Origin of the sequence: Moritella sp. (assembly GCF_013215705.1) — a bacterium.
Lineage (GTDB): Bacteria > Pseudomonadota > Gammaproteobacteria > Enterobacterales > Moritellaceae > Moritella.
The window spans coordinates 25,399-42,078 of the sequence record NZ_JABSQR010000034.1 but is presented as its reverse complement, the minus strand read 5'-3'; the positions used below and the strand labels follow the sequence as shown (position 1 = coordinate 42,078).

The window sequence follows — 16,680 nt, the reverse complement described above, 5'->3', positions numbered from 1 at the left end:
ACAAACATCAATTTACTCGTTAACTTGCACTTCTGCAGCTTAAGTGAAGTAAATTCAATTCGCGTAACGCTACTGAGAATTTAGCAAATTCATGCGAAGAACTCATATTAAAATCAGTCAACATTTGCAGCCAACGAACAACAAGTACTTCATGATCAGATAACCATTCGTCTATTATTGTATCGCACTTACCTGTTGATGAACAAGTAGATAACACCACTGATGTTAAGCTACGTTGTTGTAGCGCAAGTTCTTCACGGAACGCAGCTCTTGCAAGTGCTTGCCAATGGTTAGCAACTGGTTGCAAGTTAATTTGATGCATAAAGTCGTGTAACTGTAGCTTATTACCTAACGAGAAGAAAATAGGTTGTACTAAAGACATTGGTACTTGGTGCTGCTTGCACACATCTGCAATATCAAAAGCTGAGAATAATGTATTTTGATGCACGATCTCATGTGCCACATCGGCTGGTACTGATTTTTCAATTAGACTATCAATACGTTTACTTTGTTTTTCTTTATCTACGTCAACAAGTACTTGCTCAATATTTTCTTTCATACCATCATAAATCGGTTTATAGAAAGCAATTGTAGCTGTAATACTCATGTTGCGATCGCGGTAACGCACTAACCAACATGTGGCACGGCGAATATAGCGGCGGCTTTCAAATAACATGTCGAGCTGCGTTGCAGAGTCAACGGTGTTGTCTAACCCGGTCACAGCATCCCACATATTTTTCATGCCAATTACATGCTTACTAATAACAAAACATTTCGCAATTTCTACCACTGGAGAGCCTGTTTCATCTTGCATGCGACCAACAAAGTTCAACCCCATGTCATTAATGATTTCATTTGCAAGTTGAGTGGCTATGATTTCATTTCTTAACGGATGATCTTGCATCTCTGCTTTGTACTTGTCTTGTAACAACTGTGGGAAAGCAGTGATAAGTAATTCAGATAAGAATTCATCTTCAAATACTTCAGGACAATTAAGCTGTTCTTTTAACTGCATTTTTGCGTATGCAAGTAATACAGCCAGCTCTGGACGCGTTAAACCTTCGTTTTTAGCCAGGCGTTCAGCCAATTCATCTTCACTTGGTAAGAATTCAAGTTGACGGTTAAGCTTGCCCGTACGTTCAAGGATTTGCATGAAACGAATTTGTTCTTTTAATTGCTCCGCAGCACGTGTTTGAGTAACAGAGACGGATAAGGTTTGCTTGTAAGCATTATCAAGTACAATTTCAGATACTTCATTCGTCATTGAATACAGTAATTCGTTACGCTGTTTGCGTGTTAAATCACCGCTGCTGACGATACTGTTAAGTAAGATCTTAATGTTAACTTCGTTATCAGAGCAATCAACACCACCAACATTATCAATGAAGTCACTATTAATACGGCCACCATTTTTGGCGTATTCAATACGGCCAAGCTGTGTACAACCTAAGTTACCACCTTCGCCGACAATCTTAACGTTTAATTCATTACCATTAATACGAACATGATCATTTGCACGATCACCAACATCATTATTGGTTTCAGACGTTGCTTTAACATAAGTACCAATACCACCATTCCACAGTAGATCTGCTTGTGATGTTAAGATAGCTTTAATTAAGTCTGTAGGCGTCATTAATGATACATTCGTACCCAGCATTTTCTTAATTTCAGGCGTTAGCGTGATCGCTTTTGCTGAACGTAAGAAGATACCACTGCCTTTTGACATAATTGAACGATCATAATCCGACCAGCTTGAACGCGGTAAATTGAATAAACGGTCACGCTCAGCATAACTTGTTGCACAGTCTGGATTGGGATCGATAAAGATATGCATGTGGTTAAAGGCCGCGATTAACTTAGTGCTTTTTGATAACAGCATGCCGTTACCGAACACATCACCCGCCATGTCACCGATAGCAATACAAGTAAACTCTTCTTCTTGGCAGTTTATGCCCATTTCACGGAAGTGACGTTTAACTGACTCCCAAGCGCCTTTAGCCGTAATACCCATTTTCTTATGGTCATAACCGACTGAACCACCAGATGCAAATGCATCACCGAGCCAGAAGTTGTACTCATCACTGATTTCGTTAGCGATATCAGAGAAAGTTGCGGTCCCTTTATCCGCGGCAACAACCAAGTATGAATCATCTTCATCATAGAAGCGGACATTTGCTGGATGAACCAGTTCACCATCGATAATATTATCGGTGATATCAAGTAAACCACGGATGAACGTGCGGTAACACTCTTTACCGATATTGAACGCTTCATCACGGCTGTGAGAAGGTAGAATTTGTTTACAAACAAAACCACCTTTAGCGCCAACAGGTACAATTACCGTGTTTTTCACTTGCTGTGCTTTTACTAGGCCAAGCACTTCGGTACGGAAATCTTCACGACGGTCAGACCAACGTAACCCGCCACGTGCAACTTTGCCACCACGTAAATGAACACCTTCAACTTGCGGTGAATATACGAACACTTCAAACTTTGGCAGTGGCAATGGCATATCAGGGATCTGTGATGAATCAAATTTGAATGAGATATACGCTTTGCTTTGATCTGCCGTTTTTAATTTTGAATCAACTTGATAGAAGTTAGTACGTGATGTAGCCGTGATAAGGTCGATGAAACGACGAATAATACGGTCATCATCCAAGTTGTTAACTTGCTCGAGCTTAGTTTCAAAGTTAGCGATGATATCTAAGCTATCAATTTCACCCTGATCAATTGCAAACTTTTGGTGGAAATAGCTATACAAGCTATTCGCCAATTCAGGTAACGACGCTAACGTATTCTCAATATACGCTTGGCTAAAATTATTACCAATTTGACGCATGTATTTTGCATATGATCTCAGTACCGAGATTTGACGACCAGACAAGTTAGTCTTAAGTACTAATTTATTAAAACCATCATTTTCTAAACGGTTTTCCCATACTTGATAAAAAGTTGACATAAAGTCAGCGCTACGCGCTGTGGTATCAAGTACATTATCACCCGTATAAAGCATGGTGAAATCAAGTACCCAATATTCCGTACCGTCAGCTGTTTTAACTTTAAACGGGGTTTCGCCAAGTACTTTTAATCCCATATTTTCTAACATAGGTAGTACATCTGACAAATGGATCGGTTGATCTTTATGGAATAACTTTAAACGTACGTGATTAGAGTCATGTTGTTCTTCTTGCGCGCGGTAGAAGATCATTTCAAGCTTATGTTCAGAAGACAGCTTTTCTAACTTAATAATGTCAGCTACCGCTGAATTTGGTAACACATACTCTTTATAAGACTGTGGGAAAGCATGGATGTATTTCTCAGATAGAGAACGACCTTTTTCTTCACCATAATGACTTACAATGGATGTTTTTAATTTGTCATTCCAAGATTTAGCTGCTTCTGTTAAATTTTGCTCAATTTCAGCCAGGTTTACATTTATATGTTTATCATTTGAACCGACGTGTACAAGATATTGTGTTCTAGCCATATTACCTTCAGAGAAATAGGTATTAAATTCAACTTCCTTTTCACTACCTAAGTAGTCAGCCAGTACCTGCTGTGTCTTCTCACGTAATTGCGTGTTGTAACGCTCTTTAGTGACGTAAACCATACAAGAATAATAACGACCGAATAAGTCTTTACGAACAAACAGTTTAACTTGATCGCGATCCTGCATGTGCAGAACACCCAACGCACAATGCAAAATATCTGCTTCGCTAGATTGGATTAGTTCATCACGAGGATAGGTTTCTAAAATGTTTAACAGTGCTTTGTATGAGTGATTAGCAGGGTTATAACCCGATGCATCCAGCACATGTTTAATTTTATCGCTGATTAACGGAATATCAATTGCACTGCTGTTATAAATTGATGACGCGTATAAACCAATGAAACGCTCTTCACCAATAACATTATTGTTTTCATCAAACAGTTTAATGCCAACATAATCAATATTTGCAGGTCTGTGTACGCGTGATTTTGCATCACTCTTTGTCAAAATAAGCGTATTTTGTGATAATACTTCACTTTTTGCGTCAGCAGATAAATTAGATAAACCATAACCTTGGTTATTTACCGAGTTTTTCATGATACCCAAGCTAGAGTCACAATCAGGCGTGATCACGTAGTCACCCTTTACCGGTTCGATATCGTAATGACGATAACCCAGCAAGGTGAAGTTATGATCACTTAACCATGATAAGAATTTAAGCGTATCAGTATAATCGATACCTTTTTTCTTTGGTTTTGCAGACAACTGCTCGATAACGGAAAGCAATTTATCTTGCATCGGAGACCAATCGTTAACTGCTAACGCAATTTCATTTAATACAGACGTTAACTCTGCGCTAATTGCATCTAATTTACTGCTATCTGTTTGACGATCGATTTCAATTAAAAATACTGTTTCAGAAGTAAAATTCTTGGCATTTTTAGGATTTGTTAGAATTTTGTTCACACGACCGCGATCATCTCGTTTCAACGCAATCGGCTGATGCAACATCAAATGTGAAATAACGCCAAGTCGAGATAGCGCCATAATGACAGATTCAGTGAGGAAAGGTGAATCAGGTACAATAATTTCGACAATCGTATGTGTTGATTGCCAGCCATTAAGACTGATTTCAGGATTGTAAACACAAATATCAGGGCCGCTATTGTTTCCACTGTTTAATCTGTTCCACAAGCTAATTGCAGCACAATACAGATCACTATCACTACGCGAAGAGAGATCTTCTTGCCTCATTCCAGCATATAATGCAGTGACAAACTGCTCGACTAAAGTATTGCTTTTCGCATCTACTTTGGTCTTTACAAGGCTGATTACGTTTTCCAGTAACACGGGAATAGGCGTTTTATTCAACATACTAGCAATCCTTTAAATCTTGGTTTATTAAGTCTAGCTAAAAAAGTAACTTATGAGGTATTTCAAGCGGGCATTCTAACATTAATATTTGTAATAAAAATGCTACAGAGGCAACAAGATAGAAAGATAAATGCAGGTTTTTAAGAATAAAACATTGAATAATTACTAAAGGTGGGTATATGTCGCCAAAATAGCTAGAAATACCCACTTTTTATAAAAACAAACGTTTAACTTAATGTTAAATTTGTTGTTTAGTGGAAAAGGTTAAGCTAAAGCACGATCTATTTTTTCAAACAAATCGGCTGCTAAAGCATCAATTTTACTGAGTCTAATCAATTGCGCTTTCATTAATGCTTGGCGTATTGAATCAAATTTCTTAAATTCAATAAGCGGCGTGATTAATCGCGATGCAACTTGCGGGTTACTGCTATTTAGTTTACACAGAATGTCGGTTAAAAACACATAACCACTACCGTCAATTGCATGAAAGGATTTAGTGTTAAGCGCAGAAAAACTACCTATTAATGAACGTGTTCGATTCGGATTAGCTAAAGAAAAACTACCATGTTCGAGGGTTTCTTTGACAACCGTCAGACAGCTTTCACTCGGACTAACGCCTATTTGCACAAACCATTTATCCATGACTAAACCGTCATGCGACCAAGTAGTTTCAAATGCAGACATCATGGTTTTAAAGCAAGGCAATTGGGCTTTATTGGCAGCACTGATCGCGCCCATGGTATCGGTCATATTGTCTGATTGTTCAAATTGACCTAACACCAATTCATTAACACCAGTAACATCCGCCAATGCAATATACTCTAGACATACATTTTTTAATGAACGTAATGCTATATGATCATGCGCTATTTCATAAGATCGTGTTGGCATATTGGCATAAATAGCACTACATATTGGCGCTACATTTACGGCAATTTGAGACTTAATAAAACCAGTTACTGTTAACAAAGCATCAACATCGACCTCATCAAACAAGCCCATCAAGCTATTAGTTGATGGAAACTGTAGCATCTCTGCTTTCAAAGCCGGGTCTAACTGTTCATTATCAACTAAGTCACGAAAAGCTTGACCAAATGCTGCGGGCAATTCCAGTTCCTGCTTATCACCAACACGGGCAACATTTTCAATTACATGTTTATTAATTAATAACTGTGAAGCATCCCAACGCGCAAAATCATTACTTGCATGCACCATTAGCATCGCCAGTTGTTCATTGGTATAAGCATAATTAAGCTTGATCGGCGCAGAGAACTCTCTAAACAAGCTTGGTACGGGTGGTGACATGACATTATCAAATACAAAGTCTTGCTGTTTTTCGATAAGGTTCAATACATGGTGAACAGGGTTACCTTCACAGGTTAAAGCAATGTTGTTGCCCTGCTCGTCAAGTAATTCAATATCAACAGGGATATGCAGTACTTGCTTTACCTTTTGGTCAGCAGTACTTGGGGTATGCTGCTGCATTGATAAGGTATAAGTGTTATTTTTCGCATCGTAATGATCAGTAACCGTAACTTGCGGTGTACCGGACTGCGAATACCAATTCTTAAAGAGTGTTAGATCGATACCTGATGCATCTTGCATGGATGCTACAAAATCATCGCAGGTAACCGCTTGTCCGTCATGGCGTTTAAAGTATAGATCCATACCCGCACGGAAATTAGCTTCGCCTAATAATGTGTGGATCATACGAATAACTTCAGCACCTTTATTATACACAGTCGCAGTATAAAAGTTATTCATTTCAATGACTGAGGCCGGACGAATTGGGTGTGCCATCGGGCCAGCATCTTCAGGGAATTGTGCAGAACGTAACACTTTAACGTTTTGAATACGATTAACGGCACGAGACCCAAGATCAGAACTAAATTCTTGATCCCTGAATACAGTTAAGCCTTCTTTAAGGCTTAACTGGAACCAATCTCGACAAGTAATGCGATTACCCGTCCAGTTATGGAAATATTCATGACCAATTACCGCTTCAATACCTAAGTAATCAACGTCAGTAGCACTTGCCGCATCCGCTAATACATACTTAGAATTGAATACGTTCAGGCCTTTATTTTCCATTGCGCCCATGTTAAAGAAGTCAACCGCAACAATCATGTAGACATCCAGATCGTATTCTAAACCGAAACGATCTTCATCCCACTTCATTGACTTTTTCAGTGATTCAATTGCATGATGACCACGTGATAAGTTGCCCTTATCAACAAACAATTCTAGCTTCACATCACGGCCAGACGTCGTCATGTAATTATCGCTTAGTACATCAAAGTCGCCCGCCACCAAAGCAAACAGATACGCAGGTTTCGGATAAGGATCACGCCATTGTACCCAATGACGGCCGTTATCTAATTCACCACGATCAACGCAGTTACCATTCGATAATAAATATGGGAATGCCGCTTTATCAGCCGTGATCTTGGTGCTAAAAACAGCCAGCACATCTGGACGGTCGAGATAATAAGTAATTTTACGGAAACCTTCAGACTCACATTGTGTACAGAATGCATCAGCTGATTTATAGAGCCCTTCTAAACTGGTGTTTTCTAAAGGGTTAATCTCGGTCTCAATGATTAATACACATTCAGAAGGTAAGTCAGAGATGATCAGTTGGTTATCTTTAACTAAGTAATTATCAATTTGATGACCATCGATAGAAACGGCCAGTAAAGTTAGGTCAACACCATCTAATATAAGCGGATCATTATGGCTACCACTACGACGTACTTTATTAATAGCAACAACTTTAGTTTTACAATCATCAAGATTAAAGTCGAGATCGATATTATCAATAAAATAATTTGGTGCTGTATAGTCTTTTAAATGCTTAGCATTAGGCGTAATTGTCATTTATAGTCCTAATCTATCGATGGATAGAGACGTAAAATAAAGAAAAAAAGTGCAGCATCCTGCTGCACTTGGAGTAAAAATAGAAGTGGTTTAGCTAGATTTGCTTAAATCAATGGCTATGTTGGCTGTTTCTAACAGGAATGCATCATCAAATTCAAAATCTTCAGGTTTGTCATCTAATGATTTTACCGTAGGTAATTCTTTACGTTCTAAGCGTTCATTTAAACGATTTAAACGAATCGCTTCGTTATTTTCACGCTCTTTAATACGCACAGATTCTTTTAAAGAAATAGTTTTGACATCAAGTTCTTGTTTATATTTAATAATATCTTCTTGGATATAACTAAATTCAGGGTTTACTGCAACACGTTTATCATGCTTTAGTGTCAACGTATTAAGTGAGGATTGCAGAGCCAGTGATTGCTGGTAACTAGCCTTACGGATTTGATCCCAAGCCAGTGCATTATCTTCTATTGATTCACCCGTATCTTCTGGTTTTACAGCCGATGGGAAGGTAATATCAGGCAGTACACCACGTAGCTGAGTACTACCACCATTAATACGATAAAATTTAGAAATCGTATACTGCACACTACCAATAGGTTTGTCATATAGATCATATAAACGTGCTAAGGTTCTATGTTGCTGCACAGTACCTTTACCAAATGTTTGTTCACCAACAACTAATGCACGACCATAATCTTGTAATGCCGCGGCAAAAATTTCAGATGCAGAAGCACTATAACGGTTAACTAATACGACAAGCGGGCCAGCGTAGTAAGTTTTACCATCGCGGTCTTCTAATACATTAACCTTATCTCTGGCATCACGCACTTGAACCGTTGGGCCTGAATCAAAGAATAATCCTGAAAGCAAGTTTGCTTCTTTTAAAGCGCCGCCACCATTATCACGTAAATCGACAATAATAGAACTCACATGGTCTTTGTTTAGCTTAGTTAATTCAGTGAGCACATTTTTAGTTAGACCATCGTAGAAGCTTGGAATTTCGATAACACCAACCTTCTCGCCATCAACATCGATAACTTTTGATTTTGCAGCTCGGTCTTCTAGACGTACTTTGTCTCGAATGATTTCCACAATTTTGTGCTTGGCACTTGCACCTTCACCGCGCACAATCTCAAGACGGACTTTGGTGCCTTTGGGACCCTTAATCTTATCAACGACATCATCTAGACGCCAACCGACAATATCAACAATTGTTTGATCGTCTTGTGCAACACCAACAATTTTATCTTCAGCTTTTAATTGTTTTGTTGCGTCAGCCGGTCCACCAGCGACTAAAGAGCGGATCACGGTGTAATCATCAATAGTTTGCAGTACAGCACCAATACCTTCTAAAGAAAGGTTCATTTCTGTTTTGAAACGATCAGCATTACGTGGTGATAAATAGGACGTGTGCGGCTCGATGCTCCGAGCATACGAGTTCATCAATGTTTGGAAAACATCTTCACTTTGTGTCTGTTTTAACCGTTTGATTGCAGTATCATAACGCTTATGCAGTAATTTTTTGATCTCAGGCCAGTCTTTACCGGTTAACTTTAAATTAAGAGCTTCATATTTAACCTTCTGACGCCATAGTTCATCAAGTTGTGCTGTCGTTTTAGCCCATTCTGATTCAGATGTATCGAAATAATATTCGTCATCTGTATCGAATTTAATTTCAGTGTCAAGTAAGGATAATGCAAAAGCAAAGCGTTCATAACGACGTTGTAAGCCAACCGTATAAATATCATAAGCAGGTGCAAGACGACCCTGACGGAAATCGTTTTTGAACGAAAGCGCATACTTATTAAAGCTATCTATATCACTCTGCAAAAAGATTGTACGATAAGCATCAAGCTGTTTTAAATAACGATCAAAAACTTCAACCGCAAAAGCGTTATCAAAATCAACCGATTTATAGTGAGAGCGCGTGAAAAGATTAACGAGACGTTTGCTTGCTTCAGAATGCTGAGCTTCTTGCTTTAATGTAGGGAGTTCTTGAATTGATATAGCGGGTTCAAATGCTTGCGCATAAGTGGCTAATAGTACCGAAGCACTGATAAAAGTTCGTGTTAAAACTTTTTTCATTAAAAATCCTTTTGAGAATAAGTAACGCTAAATTAATAATAGTCAAGTATTAGCTAATTTTCATATATTTAGCTAACACTCAACTACTAAAAATTTAGAACACGCTTATTGCTTTATACAAAAAGGTGCTCTCTTTTTACTTTTAGAGAAAGTCCAGATAGTAGTTCAACTTGAACGCCATCTTTAGATACTTCAACGATAGTTGCTTGTACCGGTGCTTTACCAACTACAACTTTGACAGATTGGCCTGATTTAAGTTCCGACTCATTTATTGGACGTTCAACTTTAATCGTAGGTTTTTGATCCGCTTTAGGTGCAGATTTTTTAACTACTTTTTTAGGCGCTCTTTTAACAGCAGGCTTTTTCTTTTCAGCGTTGGCCTTCTGTTCTGCATTTTTCTTATTACGTTCAGCGAAGAATTTGGTTTTACTTTCTTCAAGTGTTTTTTGTGCATGCTCGATATGCTCAGCATCTAAAACACCTGCGTCGTTGCCATCTAAGTCAACTCGTACAGCATCCTTTTTAGCGCCGTGAAGGTAACGCCAGCTTGCAGTATACTGACGAAGAGCCGTACGTAATAACGTTTTACTAACTTTAGAGTCTTCTTTAAGACGCTCAGCCAGATCTTGAAAAATGCCAATTTTTAGCGGTTTAGCTTCGCCCTTTGCGCTGAAACATTTTGGGAATATTTCTACCAAATAAGCGATAACTTCTTTGCTATTTTTTAGCTTTTCAATGTTTTCCATGAATGACCTTAAATTACTTCTAATTGTTCAGATATAACAAAACAGTAATCTTGCTATATCGCATGTATAAAATTTATCGCTATTATAGAGCGATTGCAATTAAATGCTATCTTTAATCCGTTAACTTCACCCTACAAGGTGTTAAAAAATAACTATTCTGGTGGTTTTTTATGCGTTGATAAACAATATTTAACCGCATGAAAGATTAAGCTGGTTCTTTTTCTACCGCGCTTTTTGACGCCTTTTTCGCTTTTGGTGTCTTTTCTTTGCTCTCTTCAGGCGTTTTTAATTTACCACCCTTCAATATTATCTGTAGTGATGCACTGTTTTGTGCCAGATATAATGATAATTCTTCAGTAAGGCGATCATCAATATCAAGTGATGATGAACTAATCAGGTCAGTAAGACCATCGGCTACATCTAACATTTTGTCGTATGTATCAGCTTCTTTTTTACTTGTAGACGTCATTTTTTCCACACCATTTCGTTCAACTACATACTTTACTATTACGGCCATGAGCCAATCCCCTAAATACACTGTATATTATGACAGTGTATTTAGTATTCCTGATTTATTCAAGTGATTGATAATTATTTAATCCAATCTACATGCTTTGCTCTAATAAGGCTTACTGTCAATACATCCATTTTTTAATTATCTAATCCCTTAAAAAATCTGCAGTGAACGAAAAATAAAGGCGAATTACAAGGAGTCAAAACACTTGATTACTGAACTATTTTTGTGAGATGTTTTGTGGGAATTTGTCAGAAAAGCCACCTTGAATACGTCTTAAATATGTTAAAGCATTCTGTTAGAATAATAGGCTATTGATTAAAGAATACCGAGGCAGCATGTCAGAGTTTAAAGAATTTTCACTTTTAGAGTCAATTATTGACCGCGTTAGTCTTAAAGGCTATAAACAGCCCACACCGATCCAAAAAGAATGTATCCCAGTTCTTATTAATGGGAATGATCTTCTTGGTATAGCGCAAACGGGAACAGGAAAAACTGCGGCCTTTTCATTGCCTATTATCAATAATTTTGGGCAAAATAAAATAGATATCAACGCTAAGAGCACGCGTTCGCTCATACTAACGCCCACGAGAGAGCTTGCCTCACAAATAATGCAAAACATTGATGACTACGCTGATGGTTTAGGGCTTAAAACTAAGGTGGTTTATGGTGGTGTAGGAAGACAAGATCAAGTTGACTCTATCGCACTTGGACTTGATATTTTAGTGGCCACCCCTGGCCGGTTATTGGATTTAATTAAAACCGGCGATATAAATTTTAAGGCGTTAGAAGTTTTTGTATTAGATGAAGCAGATACAATGCTTGATATGGGGTTCTTTAAGGATGTTCAACGCATCATATCTAAACTGCCAAAGCACCGACAAACACTATTGTTCTCAGCTACTATGCCTGCTGAAATAGAGATACTTGCAGACGCCATATTAACGGACCCGACAAAAATTCAAATTACGGCGGAAACGGTTACTATCGATCTGATTAATCAAAGTATATACCATCTTGAAAAATCGAATAAAGTACCTTTGCTATTTAATATCCTGAAAGAAACTAACTATGAAAAAGTGCTCATCTTTTGTAAAACAAAGCCTGGCGCTGACATCATTGTTCAAGCACTAGAAGAAGCATCAATCACTGCCGCTAGCCTTCACAGTGGTAAAACACAAGCAGTTAGGGAAGAAGCGTTACAAAACTTTAAAGATTCTAATTTGAGCGTATTAGTTGCAACTGATGTTGCTGCTCGTGGAATTGATGTTGATAATATTACTTTAGTCATTAACTATAACCTTCCTGAAGATCCAAGAAACTACATACACCGTATAGGACGAACTGCTCGTGCCGGGAAAAGTGGAATGGCCATTTCATTTGCTGTAGAAAATGATATAACGCTATTAAATAATATTGAAAAGATCATAGGGCAAGCCATTCCTGTTGTTACAGAACAGCCTTTCCATAAAGAGTTTTCAAAAGCGCCTAAAAAAGTCAAAAAAAAGGTTAAAAAAAGAAATAGAAGGTAAGAATATCGAGTCTGAGTTACGACTCCAAGCCACTTTGAGGCAGTTTCGGCTTCCTAAGCCATTGATGGACAACAATGGCTTAGAGTTAGGGCTTAAAGGATATGATTCGCGTTACTGAACGCCGCGTTCACTATTAAGTTGTTTCTGGCATTACTTTTTTAAGTTCAAAGAATCACGACGAGCAACTAAGATGGGACAATCCACCCACCTCAAAGAACTCAGTCGGTGTCAACCTATAGTATTTATCCTCCACGTCCTTCGACTGCTCTGCATATGGCTGTGTCATCACGTCCTGCAGCTCTCGAATTAGAGAGTAATTTCCCGCAGTTGCTTGCTGATAAGCCGGCATAACAAACCACTCTCGCAAAATGTATTTTGGGTTGACGAGCTTCATCTGCCTCGATATTTCCTCACGGGTTCGGGGCGAAGTCGCATTCACGTCACAGGCGCTGTTGAGGAGCATTTTCCAGTTTGCGAGCCACTGCGCCCAGCGCTTATCCCTCTTTTCGGGGTCAGAGTCATGCGCCCTATTATTGTATAAGCTATCGTAAAAGCTTTTCTTGAGTGGGCCAATGTCGTCGGGTATCGACGACAGCTCTCGGAAGAAAATAGTGTAATCGACAGGCGTTTGCATCATGAGTGTTTCTAGCTCGCTGAGCAGTACGTTGCAAAGTGCCTTGTGAGACGCGGTGTTTAACGTGCTAAGACCCAGCTTGGCAGCCCACATCTCTTCCATTTGCGTGTGCATTACTTTCGAAAATCCACTTTGAATCTCGTCGAGCTCTTGCAAATAGTCCTGATGCGACGTCAGCAACGGCCGCAACGCCGAACAAAACATGCCGAAGTTTCTTTGCGCTGCGCTTGGTTGGTTCATGAACGAAAAGTGACGACCGCCACCTGTCCAAGGCTGATAATACGGGTTAAACACATCGCAAAAACCGAAGGGACCATAATCAAGTGTAAAGCCACCGACTGCGCAGTTGTCGCTGTTGAAGTTACCCTGGCAAAATCCGACGCGGATCCAGTTGGCCATCAGTGACGTGAGACGGCTGCGAAACTCGCGCGCCAGCAACACCACTTTTTCTGGGGTGGTGAGTTGCCTATCGACAACGTCAGCGTACTCACGATCAATCAAGTGCAGCACAATCTTCTCGAGTTCTTCCATCGCTTTCAGGTTTTCGTTCTTACGGGTACGGCGAGCGAAAAGTTCGAGTTGGCCGACGCGGATGAACGACGGTGCGACACGTGTCGAGATGGCGACGGCTTCAGATATAAGCATGTCGGGATTCTCCGAGCGCGAGCCCTCCGAGTACCACGGTCGCTTCACCTTCTCAGTTTTTGAAACGTACAAACTCAAAGACCGTGATGTGGGCACACCCAGTGCGTGCATGTGCTCCTGAGCCAAGAACTCGCGGATACTAGACCGCAAGACCGCGCGACCGTCCGCGCCGCGGCAATATGGCGTGCGGCCGCCACCTTTCAGCTGCATTTCCCAGCGTCGACCGTTGATGACGGCCTCAAGCACAGAAATTGCACGACCGTCTCCATATCCATTACCGGTTTGAAACGGGCACTGCTGGATGTATTCAGTGCCGTAGATGGAAAGTGCGTACCCACTCGCCCAACCGACCTTGCGTATCGGCTCTGGGACCTGAGAAATGTCGCCGGAGAACATGCGGACGAAGTCAGAGGTCTCTGCCATACTGTCGGCGAAGCCAAGCTCGGAAAAAAAGTTTTTGCTGTGCGCTACATACTCTGGGTCTTTGATTGGAGTAGGATTGACGGGGACATAATGGCCCGTGAAGACTTGTCGCGGCGCGTGGTCGGCACCGTTTTCTGTCGCATCAGGATCACAGTTGAGCGTGTCCATGAGGGAATAGTTTGCCAACTTCGCAAGATCGTTGAGCGTCGATATAGTCGAAAAGGTTTTCTGAGGCAGTCGGTTTGTCATAGTTGTTTATACCAAGGCTAGTAAAGATAAATTTTAATACTTTGTATCTGACACAGGATTATGCGCAACAAGGTTCCTATATTCAATATTATCAAATATGTTAAACTTATCTGGAAGGGCTTTCCATTCAGTGAAAACGAACGATTAAAATACAGATGAAAATTGAAACATGATGATAAAGAATAATAAGCCAGTTAGGATAACACTCGCACATATAAATGATACGCACTCCTACTTTGAACCTCAGTCACTGCAATTACAGCTTAACATTGATGGCCAGAGTATATCGCCTTATGTCAGTAATGGCGGGTTTTCCCGTATAGCAACCAGAGCTAAACAACTTAAAGCGACAGCCCTGCAACATGATCGCGACTTTATATTTGTTCATGCTGGAGATTGCTTTCAAGGGACGCTCTATTTCTCGCTATTTAAAGGTAAGGCCAACTCAGATATGCTCAACGCACTGGGCATTGATGTGATGACAATTGGTAACCATGAATTAGATATGGGTAATGAACCTGTGGCGGCATTTTTAGATCGTATTCAGTTTCCACTGTTAGCGGGTAACTGGGACCTTTCTAACGAAATAAAAACGAAGTCGCATCATTTAAACGGCCGCCCTAATTTATTCTCTTATCAGCCTGATCAGCAAACTGCACGCTGGATGACTCGTGTTGTAGATGGCGAGCCCGTGGCAATATTCGGGGTATCATTGGATAAGATGGCCGATATAGCGAATGTAGATCCGGATACGCCATTTGTTAATGCCTTTGAAACCGCCAAAAATACTGTTCGAGCTATCCGAAAATTAGGCATTAATAAGATAATATTAGTGAGCCATCTTGGTTTTTATGGTGACTGTGAATTAGCTAAAGAAGTGGATGGTATCGGCTTAATTATTGGTGGTCATAGCCACACTCTTCTCGGAGATTTCAGTGATTTAGGACTAAAAAAAGAATCTGAATACGGACATCAGGTTAATGGCACTTATATTGTTCAAGCGGGATTTCACTCACAGGCACTTGGTCACTGTGACATTGATTTCGCCGCCGATGGTTCGGTGAGCACTTTCAAGGGCAAAAATGAACTGCTTATTGGTCGCCGACTTTGTATCGATGCAAGTTTGTTAACAGCCAATGATGATGACATCCATGCAAAGGCGAGCCTCTACCTAACTCAACATAAAAACGTGGTTGTATGTAAAAAAGATCCGATACTACAAAGCTTGCTACAGGATAAATATATCCCTAGAGTACATAAACTGCAAAATACCGTGATCGCTAAGTTAGCAGAGGATATGCGACACATCCGCGTTCCCGACCTGAAGGGAGGCAGTGATATTGCCCCGCTCGTCGCTGAATCTTTTGCTCATATGATGAATAAAAATGGTCATCGCGTCGACTTTGCAATTCATAATGCTGGCGGTGTGAGAACCTCTTTACACCGCGGTAATATTTCAATTGGTGATATTGCAGGTAAGCTACTGCCCTTTGCCGTACCCATTGGTGTCTATCGCATCAAAGGCAAATACATTGCACAGGCACTAGAGGGTGCAATCAACAACGCCACCAATAATGGGGTTCTTGGCTCTGGCTCGGGAAGTTACCCTTATACCTACAACCTGAATTTTAGCTATTACGCTCAGCGCCCCCTTGGGGGGCGAATTGCTAAGCTTACTATTTATACAGAAGAAGATGGTTGGAACGATATCGATCATGACATGATTTATTACGGAAGCTCCTCCGCTTATACCATGAAAGGTAAAGAAGGTTATGAAGCATTGACCATGATGGAAGGTGACGGGATTATCACCCAACATTCGATGGCAGATTGCTTCATTGATTTTATCCAAACAGACTATAAATCGTCTTCACGTGGCAGTTGGGGTATGACAAACCACTTTAGAGCTATCACGTAAACAACGCATAAAATATGCTTGATTGTCGTTACCACATACTAAATAAGCCTTATTTAGCAGAAACCTATGATGATAACTTGTGATGCTGTTGATATTTACGATAAAATAATGCTATTAATGAACGCTCTACATATGTGCTGCATTTCAACATACGAAGAAAACATAGTAAATTAGCTATTAG

The 16,680-nt window shown here is 40.0% G+C and carries 8 protein-coding genes; 2 read left to right on the top strand and 6 right to left on the bottom strand.

The genetic code is table 11. From position 1 onward, the window contains the following. Positions 1-19 precede the first annotated feature (19 nt). From HRT96_RS19000 to HRT96_RS18980, 5 genes are all read right to left on the bottom strand, one after another. On the bottom strand, positions 20-4,870 hold the full coding sequence (locus HRT96_RS19000; protein ID WP_293159799.1) for an NAD-glutamate dehydrogenase: 4,851 nt from the start codon (positions 4,868-4,870) through the stop codon (positions 20-22). Positions 4,871-5,134: 264 nt separating this feature from the next. Beyond that, positions 5,135-7,747: an aminopeptidase N gene (gene pepN, locus HRT96_RS18995; protein ID WP_293159797.1), complete on the bottom strand. Its 2,613-nt coding sequence runs from the start codon at positions 7,745-7,747 to the stop codon at positions 5,135-5,137. Positions 7,748-7,837: 90 nt separating this feature from the next. Continuing rightward, entirely contained in the window at positions 7,838-9,838 is a 2,001-nt protein-coding gene (gene prc / locus HRT96_RS18990) for a carboxy terminal-processing peptidase (protein WP_293159795.1), read from the bottom strand. A gap of 113 nt (positions 9,839-9,951) precedes the next feature. Continuing rightward, positions 9,952-10,584: an RNA chaperone ProQ gene (proQ, locus tag HRT96_RS18985; RefSeq protein WP_293129550.1), complete on the bottom strand. Its 633-nt coding sequence runs from the start codon at positions 10,582-10,584 to the stop codon at positions 9,952-9,954. A 205-nt stretch (positions 10,585-10,789) separates the two neighbouring features. Continuing rightward, a complete protein-coding gene (locus tag HRT96_RS18980) occupies positions 10,790-11,101 on the bottom strand; it encodes a YebG family protein (protein ID WP_293159793.1) in 312 nt (103 codons plus the stop codon). A gap of 335 nt (positions 11,102-11,436) precedes the next feature. Here HRT96_RS18980 and HRT96_RS18975 point away from each other — a divergent pair, with 335 nt between their 5' ends. Continuing rightward, positions 11,437-12,630 carry a DEAD/DEAH box helicase gene (locus HRT96_RS18975; protein WP_293159791.1) on the top strand — a complete coding sequence of 398 codons (1,194 nt, stop codon included), beginning with the start codon at positions 11,437-11,439 and terminating at the stop codon, positions 12,628-12,630. Between the two features lie 172 nt (positions 12,631-12,802). Here HRT96_RS18975 and HRT96_RS18970 read toward each other — a convergent pair whose 3' ends face one another. After that, positions 12,803-14,581, bottom strand: coding sequence for a protein adenylyltransferase SelO family protein (locus HRT96_RS18970; protein WP_293159789.1), 1,779 nt, complete (start codon positions 14,579-14,581; stop codon positions 12,803-12,805). 169 nt (positions 14,582-14,750) lie between these two features. Between HRT96_RS18970 and HRT96_RS18965 the strand changes: the two genes are divergently transcribed. Beyond that, the gene (locus HRT96_RS18965; RefSeq protein WP_293159788.1) at positions 14,751-16,499 is read left to right on the top strand and encodes a bifunctional UDP-sugar hydrolase/5'-nucleotidase; all 1,749 of its coding nucleotides are present in this window, start codon (positions 14,751-14,753) and stop codon (positions 16,497-16,499) included. Positions 16,500-16,680: the final 181 nt, after the last annotated feature.

Bases quoted from the DNA above. Each gene is read 5' to 3' on its own strand.
- HRT96_RS18975 (WP_293159791.1), top strand. From the start codon at position 11,437: ATGTCAGAGTTTAAAGAATTTTCACTTTTAGAGTCAATTATTGACCGC.
- prc (WP_293159795.1), bottom strand. From the start codon at position 9,838: ATGAAAAAAGTTTTAACACGAACTTTTATCAGTGCTTCGGTACTATTA.
- proQ (WP_293129550.1), bottom strand. From the start codon at position 10,584: ATGGAAAACATTGAAAAGCTAAAAAATAGCAAAGAAGTTATCGCTTAT.
- HRT96_RS18970 (WP_293159789.1), bottom strand. From the start codon at position 14,581: ATGACAAACCGACTGCCTCAGAAAACCTTTTCGACTATATCGACGCTC.
- HRT96_RS19000 (WP_293159799.1), bottom strand. From the start codon at position 4,870: ATGTTGAATAAAACGCCTATTCCCGTGTTACTGGAAAACGTAATCAGC.
- HRT96_RS18980 (WP_293159793.1), bottom strand. From the start codon at position 11,101: ATGGCCGTAATAGTAAAGTATGTAGTTGAACGAAATGGTGTGGAAAAA.
- pepN (WP_293159797.1), bottom strand. From the start codon at position 7,747: ATGACAATTACGCCTAATGCTAAGCATTTAAAAGACTATACAGCACCA.
- HRT96_RS18965 (WP_293159788.1), top strand. From the start codon at position 14,751: ATGATGATAAAGAATAATAAGCCAGTTAGGATAACACTCGCACATATA.